At 68.0% G+C, this 13,508-nt stretch carries 11 protein-coding genes and 1 tRNA gene; 8 read left to right on the plus strand and 4 right to left on the minus strand.

What is annotated here, in order from left to right:
* Nucleotides 1-30 precede the first annotated feature (30 nt).
* The gene (locus EDD30_RS20275; protein ID WP_071806946.1) at nt 31-804 is read left to right on the plus strand and encodes an FkbM family methyltransferase; all 774 of its coding nucleotides are present in this window, start codon (nt 31-33) and stop codon (nt 802-804) included.
* A 927-nt stretch (nt 805-1,731) separates the two neighbouring features.
* Here the strand turns inward: EDD30_RS20275 and EDD30_RS20280 are convergent.
* Complete coding sequence (locus EDD30_RS20280) at nt 1,732-3,177, minus strand: hypothetical protein (protein WP_143162795.1); 1,446 nt, start codon at nt 3,175-3,177, stop codon at nt 1,732-1,734.
* 492 nt (nt 3,178-3,669) lie between these two features.
* On the opposite strand from EDD30_RS20280, the gene EDD30_RS20285 reads away from it, so the two are divergent.
* Together EDD30_RS20285 and EDD30_RS20290 are read left to right on the plus strand one after the other, a co-directional pair.
* Nucleotides 3,670-4,134 (plus strand): winged helix-turn-helix domain-containing protein, encoded by a 465-nt coding sequence (locus tag EDD30_RS20285; RefSeq protein ID WP_280526161.1) that lies wholly within the window; start codon nt 3,670-3,672, stop codon nt 4,132-4,134.
* Nucleotides 4,098-4,718 (plus strand): transposase, encoded by a 621-nt coding sequence (locus tag EDD30_RS20290; RefSeq protein WP_244945325.1) that lies wholly within the window; start codon nt 4,098-4,100, stop codon nt 4,716-4,718. The genes EDD30_RS20285 and EDD30_RS20290 overlap by 37 nt, the downstream gene beginning before the upstream one ends.
* Before the next feature lie 373 nt (nt 4,719-5,091).
* Here the strand turns inward: EDD30_RS20290 and EDD30_RS20295 are convergent.
* Nucleotides 5,092-5,179, minus strand: a tRNA-Ser gene (locus EDD30_RS20295).
* Between the two features lie 149 nt (nt 5,180-5,328).
* On the opposite strand from EDD30_RS20295, the gene EDD30_RS20300 reads away from it, so the two are divergent.
* Entirely contained in the window at nt 5,329-6,303 is a 975-nt protein-coding gene (locus EDD30_RS20300) for an NAD(P)H-quinone oxidoreductase (RefSeq protein WP_071803123.1), read from the plus strand.
* 153 nt (nt 6,304-6,456) lie between these two features.
* Nucleotides 6,457-6,990 (plus strand): NADPH-dependent FMN reductase, encoded by a 534-nt coding sequence (locus EDD30_RS20305; protein WP_071803122.1) that lies wholly within the window; start codon nt 6,457-6,459, stop codon nt 6,988-6,990.
* Between the two features lie 92 nt (nt 6,991-7,082).
* Here the strand turns inward: EDD30_RS20305 and EDD30_RS20310 are convergent, their stop codons facing one another.
* Nucleotides 7,083-8,201 carry an acyl-CoA dehydrogenase family protein gene (locus tag EDD30_RS20310; RefSeq protein WP_071803121.1) on the minus strand — a complete coding sequence of 373 codons (1,119 nt, stop codon included), beginning with the start codon at nt 8,199-8,201 and terminating at the stop codon, nt 7,083-7,085.
* Between the two features lie 385 nt (nt 8,202-8,586).
* On the opposite strand from EDD30_RS20310, the gene EDD30_RS40730 reads away from it, so the two are divergent.
* Complete coding sequence (locus EDD30_RS40730; RefSeq protein ID WP_244945326.1) at nt 8,587-9,411, plus strand: C40 family peptidase; 825 nt, start codon at nt 8,587-8,589, stop codon at nt 9,409-9,411.
* A gap of 521 nt (nt 9,412-9,932) precedes the next feature.
* Nucleotides 9,933-10,463, plus strand: a complete 531-nt coding sequence (locus EDD30_RS20325; protein WP_071803119.1) for a YbhB/YbcL family Raf kinase inhibitor-like protein — start codon at nt 9,933-9,935, stop codon at nt 10,461-10,463.
* A 64-nt stretch (nt 10,464-10,527) separates the two neighbouring features.
* Here the strand turns inward: EDD30_RS20325 and EDD30_RS20330 are convergent, their stop codons facing one another.
* Nucleotides 10,528-11,241, minus strand: a complete 714-nt coding sequence (locus EDD30_RS20330) for a class I SAM-dependent methyltransferase (protein WP_071803118.1) — start codon at nt 11,239-11,241, stop codon at nt 10,528-10,530.
* A 397-nt stretch (nt 11,242-11,638) separates the two neighbouring features.
* On the opposite strand from EDD30_RS20330, the gene EDD30_RS20335 reads away from it, so the two are divergent.
* Nucleotides 11,639-13,471, plus strand: coding sequence for a DUF6311 domain-containing protein (locus EDD30_RS20335; protein ID WP_425321278.1), 1,833 nt, complete (start codon nt 11,639-11,641; stop codon nt 13,469-13,471).
* Nucleotides 13,472-13,508 lie beyond the last annotated feature (37 nt).

Here is a 13,508-nt window from a genome sequence, read left to right on the forward strand (position 1 = left end):
CGTCTCTTCAGCGTGATGTATAGTCGAGAAATGGGACTCAATCGTGATGCCGTGGAGTCACTCCGTGCCGACCCCGGAGCGTCATCCATCCACCGGTCGCTCGACTATTACTATAACAATGCGGCTCATGATGCAGCTATGGATTCCTTTTACGCAGAGTTCGTCCGGTCGGGCGATCTCGTCTTCGACATCGGTGCACATGTCGGCGACCGCATCGGCAGCTTCCGTCGGCTCGGCGGCCGAGTGGTGGCCGTAGAGCCGCAACCACTCTGCATCAGAGCTATCCGGGATATCTATGCTGGCGATGAGGATGTGACCCTGGTTGAGGCGGTGTGTGGAGCTTCGGAAGGAAGCGTGCGCTTTTATGTGAATTCGACGAACCCCACGGTCTCCACCGCGTCGCCGGACTTCGTGAAGGCCGCGGACGGCGCGCCGGGATGGCGGGACGAGGTGTGGGATGACGAGCTCGAGGTCACTTCCACTACTCTTGATGCTCTTATCGAGACCTATGGAGCGCCCGCTTTTGTCAAGATTGACGTCGAAGGTTTCGAAGATTCAGTCCTCGCCGGCCTGAGTCGAACTCTGCCGGCGTTGTCGTTCGAGTTCACGACGATTGAGAGAGCATCGGCTCTGAGGTGCCTCGACCAGGCAAAGTCACTGGATTTCAGTTCCTTCAACGTCTCTATGGGAGAGACAATGAGGATGGAATTCGAGCAATGGGTGTCGGTCGAGCAGATGGCGGCCTACGTCCAGGCGCTGCCGCACGAAGCCAACGCCGGCGACATTTACTGCTTGTCCTCCTGACCGGTTCAGCGCCGACCCGCCACCTCGCGAGAACAGCGACAGATGCGCGCCCGGGCGCGAGCGTTCGGCGAACGATGAGTGTGCAGTAGCGAGAAACGCTGAACAATATGGGCCAACCCTGTCGACTCGGGCGCCTTAGCGCTGTCCGCTAGGTACCGACGGCGGCCAAAGGCTATGTCCGGGCACTGGCGGGGAGTGTCATTCGCGGCGCGTCCCCGGTGCGGTCGTCCGGGCGCCGGTGCTGTCAGCCCTGGGTGGGCCGTTCACGCCAGTGAACGATGGGGTTGACCTGCGTATCCGCGGGTCAGGAGCGGAGGGCGTGGGATTCGAACCAACGGACGCGGCACGCCTCACCGGTTTTCAAGGCCGGGAGGTGTATGTCTCCTGAGCTGGGCAGACGGCATCGAGCAGAGCCCGGTTGCCGTACCCGTGCCGGGAGTGCCCAGAACGAGCGCTGTCGCCGTTATGGGCTCGGCCGTCCGGGTGCCCCGACGGCCAGCCGGGCAACATCCCTAGGCCCTCGTATGCTCATCCCGGAGCTCGTCGAGGCTGAGCGCGTCGATGTCGTCGACGCTCTCGCCGCAGAGGAACGGCGCAGAAGACGGCCGTAGACCGGCGTGGCCGCGCCCGTCGAGACCAGATTAAGCCTGCTACAGCTAGACCACCTGCCGCCGAGCCCGCGCCGCATCGGTCAACCCGCCACCGTCTGGATACAGCATCCCACCAGCAGAGTCCGACCACCGACCCGCGTCACGCAACCACGTCGGCCAACCTCAACCATTCATGTTCTCTAGCCGCTGTTACACCAACTTGTTTGACAGGCCCGCCGTCGCGTATTCGGCGAGGTCGTCACCGAGCTGTTCGTCTGCAGACGCAGCCGCCCCCGCCGGAAAGGATCCGGCGGGGGCGGCACCGTGCGGCCCCGGGTCAGACGGCCGGGTTGGTGCCGGCCATCATCCCGTACCGGGTGTCGGTGGCGCTTTCGCCGTCGCGGACCCAGAGGAAGCCGGTGTTCGCTTGGAACACGATCCGGTAGCCGCGGATGGCTGGGCTCGTGCCGCGCATCATCCCCAAGCCGGTGTCCTTGGCGACGCCGCCGCTGGTGCGGACCCAGAGGAAGCCGGTATTGGCCTGGAACGCCGTGGTGAATCCAGTGTCGGTGGCGCTGATCGCCGGGCTGGTGCCGTTCATCATCCCGTAGCGGGTGTCCGTGGCGCGGCCGTTGCCGTCGATGGTCCAGAGCATGCCGGTGTTGGCTTGGAAGGCGATGGCGTAGCCGCCGCTCGGCAGGGCGGTAATGGACGGGCTGGTGCCGGCCATCATGCCGTAGCCGGTGTTCACGACCGCGCCGGAGGAGTCCCGGGTGTAGAGAAAGCCGGTGTTGGCCTGGAACGCGATCCGCCACCGGCTGGTGGCACCCGCGATGGACGGGCTGGTGCCACGCATCATGCCCAGCTGCAGGTTCTGGGTGGCGCCATTGTTCATGTTGCGGGTGTAGAGCATGGTGGTGTTGGCCTGGAAGGCGATCTGGCCGCCGGAGATGGCGGGGCTGGTGCCGTTCATCATCCCGTAGCCGGTGTCGAGCGTGACGCCGTTGGTGTTGCGGGTGTAGAGGAAGCCGGTGTTGGCCTGGAACGCGGTCTGCCCACCCGAAGTGGCGGGGCTCGTGCCGTTCATCATGCCGTAGCGGGTGTCGAACATGGCGCCTGCGCCGCTGCGGGTATACAAGAAGCCGGTGTTGGCCTGGAAGGCCGCCGGGATGGTTTCGGGGCTCGGTATGGTCGTACCGGTGCCCGAGCCGGAATCCGTGCCACCGCCACTCGGCGCTGTGCCGAACCCGTCTTCCCAGGGTGCGGTGCCGATCCCGGTTTGCGGTGTTGAGCCGAAACCTTCCTCCGGCGTGCAGTCGATGCCGGTGATGAAGGCGGTTTCCTGGGCGTACACCCGCCTCCAGCGGTCTCCTAGCCCTGGCCCTCGCCGGTCCTCACGGATCGATCTCCCCGAGGAGAAATAGCCGGTGGTGAGGCATCCGTGGCGCGCCAGGAACGCATCTGTGTCGTAGTACCAACGCCCGAGTTCATCCGGGGTGTAGCCGTTCCCGGACAGGCTGTAGAAAGCGTTTGCGGCGGACTTGGTGAAGCCGTTTGTCGTACACGGCGGGTAGGTTCCGTAGTAGGAATCCGAGAAGCCGGACCAGCAGTTCGTTACCCAAATGGGGCTGGACGAGGTATTCCGGACCCTTCCGCCGCAGCCGTAGGTATCGCAATCGCCGGCCGAAGCGGGACCGGCCTGTCCTACCACTAGCGAGGTTCCCAGCAGGGCGCCGACCGCACCGATACGGACTAATTGCTTGAGTCTTGTTGAAAGCCGCATTACCACTCTCCCTGACGATGACGTGGGCCACCATACGGCTTCGTAAAACACATTCATTCCCCCGATCGGCGGGGCGAGAGGTGAATGTCCGGGCCCAATGCTCCGTGTCGCATTCGGATCCGGCCAGATCGCGGAGTTCCGGGCCGTCGTGGCTGCCGCGGCGGCAGCCTCTACGCCTGCGACCAGCGGTGGATGGCCGCAACGCCGTACATGGTCTGCGTCGGCGCACGCCTTGACGTGGACGCGTGGCAGCTCACGCCGTCCCGCTGGGACGAGGTGCGCCGCCAGCTAGATCTAGTGTGCGATGACCCACCAACGTTGACCGGGTTGGCGCTTGGAATCAGCCCTGATCCGGCCGCCTCGTGGACCCGGCGAAGGTTCGTGGACACCGCACTACAGAGGTTGAATAGCTGAGGTTCGTCGGCGTGGCGGCGTGATAGATCTCGATGGGTTCGGTAGGCCGAAGGGATGAGGTATCCGGCTGGTGGTGGCATGAACGCGGCAGCCCGGGTCCGGCGTGAGAAGGTTCGGATCCAGGCTGCGGCCATGTTCGCCGAATCCCAAACGACCGCGCAGATTGCGTCTGAGCTGCGAGTTTCCGAGAAATCAGTACGCCAGTGGCGTCGACGGTGGACGGCCGGCGGGACGGCGGCTCTGGCGTCGGCCGGCCCTGGCGGCTCGGACTGCAAACTCTCCGGCGACCAGCAGAAACAGTTGATCGAGATGCTCGATGACGGCCCGGTCGTGCACGGCTGGGACGACGCCCGCTGGACCCTCGCCAGGGTCGCGGAGCTGATCGAGTGTCGCTTCGAGATCACCTACACGCTGCGCGGAGTGTCGTATCTGCTGCACCGCATCGGCTACAGCCAGCAGGTTCCCACTCGTCGGGCGATCGAACGCGACCCTCAGGCGATCGCTACGTGGCATCGCCGGCGGTGGCCGTCGGTAAGAGGTTAGCGGCGGCTCAGGGCGCGGGGATCTGTTTCCAGGACGAGGCGGGCCAGGTGATGCGGCCGCCGGTGGCCAAGACCTGGGCCCGGCGCGGGCACACTCCCGTGGTCGAGGTCTCCGGCAAGGGCTCCGGGCGGGTCTCGATTGCCGGGCTGGTCTGCCTCAAGCCCGGACACCGCGGCCGGTTGATGTGGCGCACGAGGCTGCACCGAAACCGCAAAGGTGAGCGTGGCAGTTTCAGCGAGGACGACTACATCGCCTTCCTCGATCAGGCCCACCAACGCTTGCGGGCACCGATCGTGCTGATCTGGGACAACCTGAACACCCACGTCAGCGTCCGGATCCGGGAACTGATCACGGCCCGGAGGTGGCTGACCGTGATCCGGTTACCCGCCTACGCCCCGGACCTCAACCCGGCCGAGGGCGTCTGGCGGTGGATGAAACGCGGCCTGACCAACACCGCCGCCCGCGGCGTCGACCACCTCGCCGACCTCGTCAAACGTCGGCTACGCGCCTGCCAGCAACAAACCGATCTCCTCGCTGGCTTCTTCGCCGGCACCGGCATGACCCTCGACCCCGAGCCACCGTGACGACTCGAACCTCAGCCTTTCAACCTCTGTAGCCGGAGCATCGCTGTTCCCGGGAGGCACCCGTCAGGACGGGCTCGGTACCGGCTCTGATGTTGGCGGGCAGGAATGCAACGCCCGGAACGGATCGTTCGGCCCGCACCTGAGCATCGAGCGTGGATGATCGGAGATCGGTCATCAGCCCGGCTCAAGCCCTCGAACTACTGGCGACTGTCGGCCAGCTCGGGTAGGCCGTCCGATCGTTGCCGCGTATTTGCCGTGACGGGTCAGCCGGAGCGAGATCAACCGGGACTCAGTGAGACCACCTCGATCGACAAGCAAGGCCCCGCCGGTCTGCGTTCGCGCAGGTCGGCGGTGCCTTTGCCGTGATCACGAGCGGAGGGCGTGGGATTCGAACCCACGGAGACGCGGAACGCCTCACCGGTTTTCAAGACCGGCGCCATCGGCCACTAGGCGAGCCCTCCCGAGTGACGGCACTCAGTCTGCCAGATCGACGCACGTGCCGCGGAACGGACACCGGTCGTGCGTCTGACCGGCCGACTGCCGGTCGCCGGTCGCTGGTCTTGGCGCCGCCATCTCGTTTCTTGTCAGACCCGTCGGGCAAGCTGTCGGCATGCACGCCATCGTGATCGAGGAGCCGGGTGGGCCCGAGGCGCTCGTCTGGACCGAGGTGCCGGATCCTGAGCCGGGGCCGGGTGAGGTTGTCGTCGAGGTCACGGCCGCGGCCGTCAACCGTGCGGACGTCATGCAGCGGCAGGGCCACTATCCGCCGCCGCCGGGCGCTCCACCCTATCCCGGGCTCGAGTGTTCCGGGGTGATCACGGCGGTCGGTCCGGAGGTGACCGGGCACCACATCGGCGAGCGGGTCTGCGCGCTGCTGGCCGGCGGGGGCTACGCCGAGCGGGTCGCCGTGCCGGCGGGTCAGTTGCTGCCGGTTCCGCAGGGCCTGTCGCTCCAGGAAGCCGCGGCGTTGCCGGAGGTGGCCTGCACGGTCTGGTCGAATGTGGTCGACATCGCCCGTCTGCGCAAGGGCAAGACACTGCTCGTGCACGGCGGCGGCGGTGGAATCGGCACCTTCGCGATCCAACTGGGCAAGGCCCTGGGTGCGACGGTCGTCGTGACCGCGCGCGAGCAGAAGCACGAGCAGCTCCTGGCGCTTGGGGCCGACCTCGCCGTCGACTACACGGGCACCGACTTCGTCGAGGCCACCCGCGACTTCACCGAGGGCCACGGCGCCGACGTGATCCTCGACATCATCGGGGCGAGATACCTGTCGAGGAACATCGCCGCGCTTGCCGCCGGCGGCCGCATCGTGACCATCGGCCTGCAGGGCGGCCGCAAGGGCGAGCTCGACTTCGGCGCCTTGATGGCGAAGCGTGGTTCGATCATCGCCACGACCCTGCGTGCCCGCCCGGTCAAGGACAAGTCCCGCATCGTCCGAGGCGTCCACGACATGGTCTGGCCTCTCGTCGACGCCGGCGCGATCCGACCGATCATCGACCGTACCGTCGCCATGCGGGACGCCGCGGAAGCCCACCGCCTGATGGAGGCCAGCGACCACCTCGGCAAAATCGTTCTACTCCCCTGATTCGCGGCGGACATGAGGGGCAACGTCGCCGCGGAGGCCAACGACCACCGCGGCAAGACCGGCCCACCAGGGGCCATCGGATCGAACGGCTCGAGCATCCGCGACGGACTTGTTGTTGACCTCAACCGAGGTTGAGATTTTAGCGTCGCCGGCATGGATATCACGCCGCTACGTGTCGCAGTCATCATCGGCAGTGCCCGCGAGGGCCGGTTCGGTCCCACCGTCGCCGCCTGGGTAGCCGCCGAGATCGGTAGGCGCCGCGATCTGGAGGCCGAAACCGTCGATGTGGCCGAGATGGGGAGCGGCACCGTCACCAAGCAGTTGGGGCTGGCCGACGCCTTCGTCGTCGTCACCCCCGAGTACAACCACAGCTTCCCCGCTCCGCTCAAGGCCACGATCGACGACCACAATGCCGAGTGGGTGGCCAAGCCCGTCGCCTTCGTTTCGTACGGCGGATTGTCGGGCGGCCTGCGCGCGGTCGAACACCTGCGCCCGGTCTTCGCCGAGTTGCACGCCGTCACGGTGCGCGACACGGTGAGCTTCCACGGCGGCCGCCGGTGCTTCGATGCGCAGGGCCGTCCGACCGATGCGGAGAGCGTCGTCGCGGCGGAGCGGATGCTGGACCGGCTCGCCTGGTGGGCCCATGCCCTACGGGATGCCCGCGCGGTCCGGCCCTACGCGCGCTGAGACCGCGAAGGACCGCCGCCGCGGCGGTCCGGGTCGCTCCGCGGGGGGAGAGGCCGGGCTCTGGAAAGGGACGCCGCGGCGGCGGGTGCGGGTCAGAGTCGCGTGGTCGGCACCGAGTCGGCGAGGCCGAGCAGAACCGCGCCCGCCGTTTCGGTGACGTCGCCGGAGACCATGGCGTGCTGGGTGGCGACGTGGACATCCCGGAAGTGGCGTTGCAGCGGGCTGGATTCGTACACGGCGCTTCCTCCGGCGGCGTTGTAGAGGAGGTCGACCGCTCGCGCCGCGTTGCGGGTGGCGGTGGAGATGGCGAGCCGCAGCCGTGCCCGGCGCGGAGCGTCCGTCTCGGGCGTGGCCGCCGACGCTGCCGTGTCGTTGACAGCGTGCCGCAGATATGCGAGTCCGGCCCCGTGCAGCGCCGTCGCCTCCGCGATGGCAACCCGGACGGCGGGTTTCGCCGCGATCGCCTCGCCGCCGAGCGGGTTGCGCTTGTTCCGGGCCAGCTCGCCGAAGTCCTCGATTGCCGCCCGCGCGACGCCCAGCGACACCGCACCGATGCCGAGGGCCAGCAGCGACAGGGCGGGGAAGGCGTACAACGGTCCTTTCTGGACCGGCGGTGCGGCCAGGGTGAACGTCCGATCGGCGGGCACGAGGATTCCGTCGGCCGTGAAGTCGTGGCTGCCCGTTCCGCGCAGGCCGGCGACATCCCAGGTGTCGTGAATGGTCAGATCGGCGGGATCCAGCACGGCCTGGCGTACGCCCTCGGGCGTGACCATGCCGCCGACCAGATGGGTCGCGTGCCGGCAGGCGCTCGCGAACGCCCATCGCCCGCTCAGCCGGAATCCGCCCTCGACCGGCGTCGCCCGGCCCATCGGTGCGGCGACGCCGGCGATGAGGAACCGGGGGTCGCGCAACAGCTCACCGGCCGTGGCGGGAGGCAGGTACGCCAGCGTCATCCCGGTCGCGGCGCCGACCATGGCGCACCAGCCCGTCGATCCGTCGGCTCGTCCGAGTTCCTCGAAGACGTCCACGAGAAGGGCCGGTTCCGCCTCGGAACCGCCGTACTCCTTCGGGACCGCGAGTTTGAAGACGCCGAGGCTGGCGAGCTGGTCGATGACTGTCGACGGTACGTTCCGGTCCTGTTCGATCTGTGGCGCCAACTTGCGGATGGCCGGGGTCAGAGCGCGGATGTCGTCCAGCAGTGAGATTGCCATGACGCCGAGTATTCCCGATCATCTATCTCGGGTGGGGCGGCCAAGTAGGACGGGTGGTGAGCGCGCGATCGCGACCGGACCGGTCCACATTGCCGCCGACCGCCTGGCTCCGTGGCGAGGGTGACGACAGGTGACATTGAGCTGCCAGAGCCCGGTAGAGGCGGAAATCGACGCCGGACCTGGATGGAATTTTCCGGTTCCGCCTCTCGCGGCGTCGAATGTGTGTTGGCATGGTCGGCGGAATTACCCAATAAACGCCCGGGTTCCCTTTGTCGCCGTTCCACGGCCGACACCGGCACGGCGGACCTTCCGCGTGCCTTGGGATTCGCGTGAGTGCCCCGGGCCGAGTTCGGAGGCCCTACTGTCCCGTCCGTCCACCGGCCGTGTGCTGGCCGCCGGCGCCCTGGCGCTGGCCGTGAGCACACCGGCCCTCGAACCCGCCGCACCTGCTGAAGCGCAGATTCCCCTCAATCCGATCGCGGCGGTGACGCCCTTCCTGGAAGCCCGCAACGGCTACCGCGCCGCCTCACGAACCGCGGCCCGCCGGTCGGTCACCCGCCCTGCTGCAGCATCGGTTCACGGCCAGATTCCGACGGTACGGGCGGACGAGGAGCCCCGTCCCCTCGCGGAGGTGACGATGGGGATCGCCCAGCGTATGGCCGAGGCGGAGCGCCGCTTAGCCGCCCAGAGGGCCGTCCGGAGCGCCGCCCAGAGGGCCGTCCAGCGAGCCACCGCCCAGCGAGCCGCCACCCGGAGGGCCCAACGAGCGGCCGCCCTGAGGGCCCAGCGAAGCGCCGCTCAGACGGCCAAGCGAGCCGCCGTCCGGCCCCGGGTGACCCACCGGGCTGCGGCCGTCGGGCAGCGCGCCGTCGGTTCGGCCGCGCGGATGGCGTCGGTCGTCACCTTCGCCCGGTCCCAGCTCGGCAAGCGCTACGCCCGCGGCGGGGAGGGCCCGCACGCGTTCGACTGCTCCGGCTTCACGAAGACCGCGTACGCCCGAGCCGGCCTGCGCTTGCCGCACTCCTCGAACGGTCAGGCGGCGCGGGCACGCATCGTCTCTCGAGCCGCGGCGCGTCCCGGTGATCTGGTCGTCGGACGCGGTCATGTGGGCGTGTACATGGGGCGCGGAATGATGATCGACGCCGGCAACCCGCGAACCGGGGTGGTGTATCGCAAGCTCTACGCCGGGCTGCATATCGAGCGGTTCTGACCGAGATGCGCGCCCGCCGAGTCGACGTGGGCGCGCGCTCGGCTACGCCGACGACGGCACCGCGCGGCACGCAATCCGGGGCCGCCGGGTCCGGGGCCGCCCGGTCCGGGGCCGCCGGGTCCGGGGCCACCGGGTCCGGGGCCGGCGGCTGACGCTGGACGGTTCGCGGTGGCAGGTGGCGCGCACGATCGATTCGTCTCACCGGCTTCGCGACCAGGACGACGGTTCGGCCCTACGCAGCAGTCGGCACCTGTCCGCGGACAGGTGCCGACTTGCTGGCCACCGGCTGCGCTCAGCGACCGATCACCACCGGGCACGGGGATCTCAGCCGCTCGAACCCGGTCGGATGTCTGACACAACTATCGCCCCGGTCAAGCCCGGGACCGCGCACTAGCTGTGCGTTTCTTCCCCGGGCGCCAGCGTGGCGTGACAGAACCGAAAGCTGTGTGACACGTCACTCGGATATTTTGAGGTCGTCGGGGGCAGTCTGAATCCATCCGTAGTCGGAAGGGCGATCGACCATGAGCTTGGAGCGCGCCGAAGCACCGGATCCGTACGACATCCTCCCGCCGGTTCCTTCCTTCGCGGTGACCAGCACGGACGTCACCGACGGGCAGCCACTCGACGAGCTGTACGCGCACCCCAGCGTCGGTGGCAAGAACCTCTCTCCGCAGCTCTCCTGGTCCGGCTTCCCGGCCGAGACCCGAGGCTTCGTGGTGACCTGCTTCGACCCGGACGCACCCACGGGCAGCGGGTTCTGGCACTGGGTGGTGGTGAACCTGCCGGCCTCGGTCACCGAGCTGCCTCGTGGCGTCGACCCGCTGCCGGATGGCGCCTTCAGCATCCGCACCGACTACGGCGAGGCAGGGTACGGCGGTGCCGCACCACCTCCGGGTGACCGGGCGCACCGGTACGTCTTCGCGGTGCACGCCCTCGACGTGGACCGCCTGGAGGTCGGGGAGGACGCGACTCCGGCGTACGTCGGCTTCAACCTGGCCTTTCACACGCTGGCGCGGGCGACGATCCGCCCGACGTATCAGGTCAGGGGCTGAGCGTCCGCGACACGGGAAAGCCCGCCGGGTCCTGGGACCGGGCGGGCTTTCCCGTGCGCGTGGGTCAGCCGGGAACCTTGGCGACCACGAAGACCGACTGGCCGAACGGCGGCTTCACGAGGCTCTCGGCGGCCTTGGTGACGGGAAGCACCAGGCTGTCGTAGATCTTCACCATCGGGCCCTCCTTCGGGGCCAGCTTGAAGATGCTCGTCGCGGTGTAGTAGCCGATGAGGCCGAGCGCGTTCGCGTAGTGCAGCTTCTCGATGGTGAGGCCGGCCTCGGTCATGGCGGCCCGCATCGTCTTCTTGGTGTAGCGGCGGATGTGGCCGGTCGCGATGTCGACCTGGCTCATCGCGAACATGAACGCCGGGACGATCAGGATGATCCGTCCGCCCGGGCGCACCAGCTCCGCCATGCTGCGCAGCGCGCCGACGTGGTCCTCGATGTGCTCCAGCACGTTGTAGGACACCGCGGCGCTGTATTCACCCGCGGCGTCGGACGCCGGGAGCAGCATCTGCCGCACGTCGATGTTGGGGTGGTCGGCCAGGCGCTCCTTGAGCTGCACGAGCCGATCCGGGTCCGCCTCCGTGGCGGTGAAGCGCGGGACGCGCTCCGCCCACTCCAGGGCGTAGTCGCCGAGACCGCTTCCGATCTCGATTGGGTTCTCCCCCAGGTACGGGAGAGCTAGCTCGACGAACCAGCGACGGTGGTTCACGGCCATGGCGAGGCCCTCGAGCACTTCGGACTGGATCCTCTGGTCTCCAGTGATGTCTGCCATAAGTAAGGTTCCCTCGTCTTGCCGATCCGAGCTGACAGCGGGACCGGAAGAGTTAAGCATCCGCTGCGCGCAACCGAAAGTTGAGCGGGGGGTGACCGCTCTATTTTTGCCTGATTGAGACGTTGACCCGGGGGTGCCCGGGGCCGTTACCCATCATGCACCACGTAGGTCAAGGTGCGGTAAAACGCAGCCGCATATCGGGTGCATCACGCCTGGGCCGCCCGTCACAACACCGTTACCAACCTCCGTTAGGCTCGCCGATGCTATGACGATTACGGGTATTGACTCGACAGGCCACTCGCCCGGTGGGAACGTTCTGCCGCCGGATCCCGGGGTCGCCGCCGAAGACCTGGATGCGGAGCTCATCGCCCTCGAAACCGAGGTAGCCGCCGCGCCGATCACCGTCATACCCGCAGATCGCACGGAGGTCGAGGCGGGGCCTGCGGCCGCGCCGCGGCCGCGCTGGTGGCGCTCTCTCACGTGGCGAGATGTGCTCGCGATTACCACCTTCATTGGTGTAGCGCTCTTCGTCACCGCGCCGTTGTGGCTGAATCTTGATCATGAGTTGCGTGATGATCCACAGGATCACGCATTCTTTGAGTGGATGCTGGCGCACGGTGCCCGCGTGGTCACCGATGGCGTTTATCCGTTCTTCTCCGATCGCATGAATTACCCCGATGGGGTGAACATGATGGCCAACACCTCGGTGCTGGCCGTTTCCCTGCCGATGACGCCGGTCACTGTGATGTTCGGTCCGCATGTGGCGTTCAACGCGTTTCTCACCCTCGCCTTGGCGCTCACCGGCATCTCGTGGTATCTGGTGCTGTCGCGCCAGTTCGTGACCTCGCGGCTGGCCGCCTGGGTAGGCGCGCTGTTCGCCGCCTTCGCGCCGAGCATGATCTCGCACGCCGGCGGGCACCCCAACATCGTCTCGCAGTTCCTGGTGCCGCTGATCATCTGGCGCACGCTGGCCCTGCGCACGCCCGGCCACGCCGTACGCAAGGGACTGGTCCTCGCGGGCCTGCTGGTCTGGCAGGCGTTCATCAACCTCGAGATCCTCTTCATGACGGCGGTCGGCCTCGGCATCTTCTGCGCGGTCATGGCCGCCACCCGGCGCCGCCGTACCGAGGTGATCCCCTTCCTGCGCGCGCTCGGCGTCACCGCCGTGGCGACGCTGGCGGTGCTCGCCTATCCACTCAGCGTGCAATTCTTCGGGCCGCAGAGCTACCACGGTCTTTCCGAGCTGGTTCGTTATTTCGGTGCGGACCTCGGCTCTTTCACCGCTTACGCGCAGCGCTCCATCGCCGGCAACAGCCTGACCGCCGCCAAGCTCGCGCAGAATGCCGCCGAGGAGAACGCGTTCTTCGGGTGGGGCCTGGTCATCCTCTTCTTCGGCCTGGTGGCGTGGATGCGCCGCAACGCCGCGGTGGTCACCCTGGCCGGCCTCGCCGTGTTCTTCGGCGCGATGTCCCTGGGCCCGCGCATCCAGTTGAACGGCGTGCCCACCGAGGTCCCCGGCCTTTGGTCGGTGCTGCACAGCGTGCCCATCCTGAGCTCCGCCGTGCCCACCCGCTGGGCCATGGCGATCGCCCCGATGATCGCCATCGTCCTCGCGCTCGGCTGCCAGAAGGCCTCGGACCTGATGAAGGCGCAGCCCTCGGCCCGCGGCCTGGTCCGGGCCGGGATGATCACCGCGGTGGCGATGGCGCTGGTGCCGCTGGCGCCCACCCCGCTGCGGACCGCCCACATGGAGCCGGTGCCGGAGTTCGTCACCTCGGGCGCCTGGCGTCAGTACATCGACGATGACCACACGCTGGTGACCCTGCCGCTGCCCGACCCCAACTACCCGGACCCGCTGCGGTGGAGCGCCTACACCGGGCACGACATGCGGATCGCCAGCGCGTACGCCCTGCTGCCCAACCAGAACCCGCTCGACCCGACCGACCGCACGGCGCTGTTCGCGCCGCCGTGGCGCCCGACGAGCGGCCTGATGAGCTCCATCAAGCAGGGCAACCCGACCCCGGAGATCACGCCGACGCGCCGCGAGATGACGCTGGCGGACCTGCGCTTCTGGAAGGCCGGAGCGATCGTGCTCACGCCGCAGGAGCGTGACATGGACATGCTGCGCGCCATGACGAAGCTGCTCGGCTTCCAGCCGACGTGGACCGGGGGCGCGTGGGTCTGGGACGTACGCAATCTCGTCGACGACCCCAAGACGATACTGGGCTGAGCCCTCGGGGCCGGGACGCCGCGAGAGGCGGGGCCGT

Source organism: Couchioplanes caeruleus (assembly GCF_003751945.1).
Taxonomy (GTDB): Bacteria; Actinomycetota; Actinomycetes; order Mycobacteriales; family Micromonosporaceae; genus Actinoplanes; species Actinoplanes caeruleus.

Bases quoted from the DNA above. Each gene is read 5' to 3' on its own strand.
- EDD30_RS20275 (WP_071806946.1), top strand. From the start codon at position 31: ATGGGACTCAATCGTGATGCCGTGGAGTCACTCCGTGCCGACCCCGGA.
- EDD30_RS20310 (WP_071803121.1), bottom strand. From the start codon at position 8,201: ATGGCAATCTCACTGCTGGACGACATCCGCGCTCTGACCCCGGCCATC.
- EDD30_RS20330 (WP_071803118.1), bottom strand. From the start codon at position 11,241: ATGGCAGACATCACTGGAGACCAGAGGATCCAGTCCGAAGTGCTCGAG.
- EDD30_RS20325 (WP_071803119.1), top strand. From the start codon at position 9,933: ATGAGCTTGGAGCGCGCCGAAGCACCGGATCCGTACGACATCCTCCCG.
- EDD30_RS20305 (WP_071803122.1), top strand. From the start codon at position 6,457: ATGGATATCACGCCGCTACGTGTCGCAGTCATCATCGGCAGTGCCCGC.
- EDD30_RS20280 (WP_143162795.1), bottom strand. From the start codon at position 3,177: ATGCGGCTTTCAACAAGACTCAAGCAATTAGTCCGTATCGGTGCGGTC.
- EDD30_RS20300 (WP_071803123.1), top strand. From the start codon at position 5,329: ATGCACGCCATCGTGATCGAGGAGCCGGGTGGGCCCGAGGCGCTCGTC.
- EDD30_RS20285 (WP_280526161.1), top strand. From the start codon at position 3,670: ATGAACGCGGCAGCCCGGGTCCGGCGTGAGAAGGTTCGGATCCAGGCT.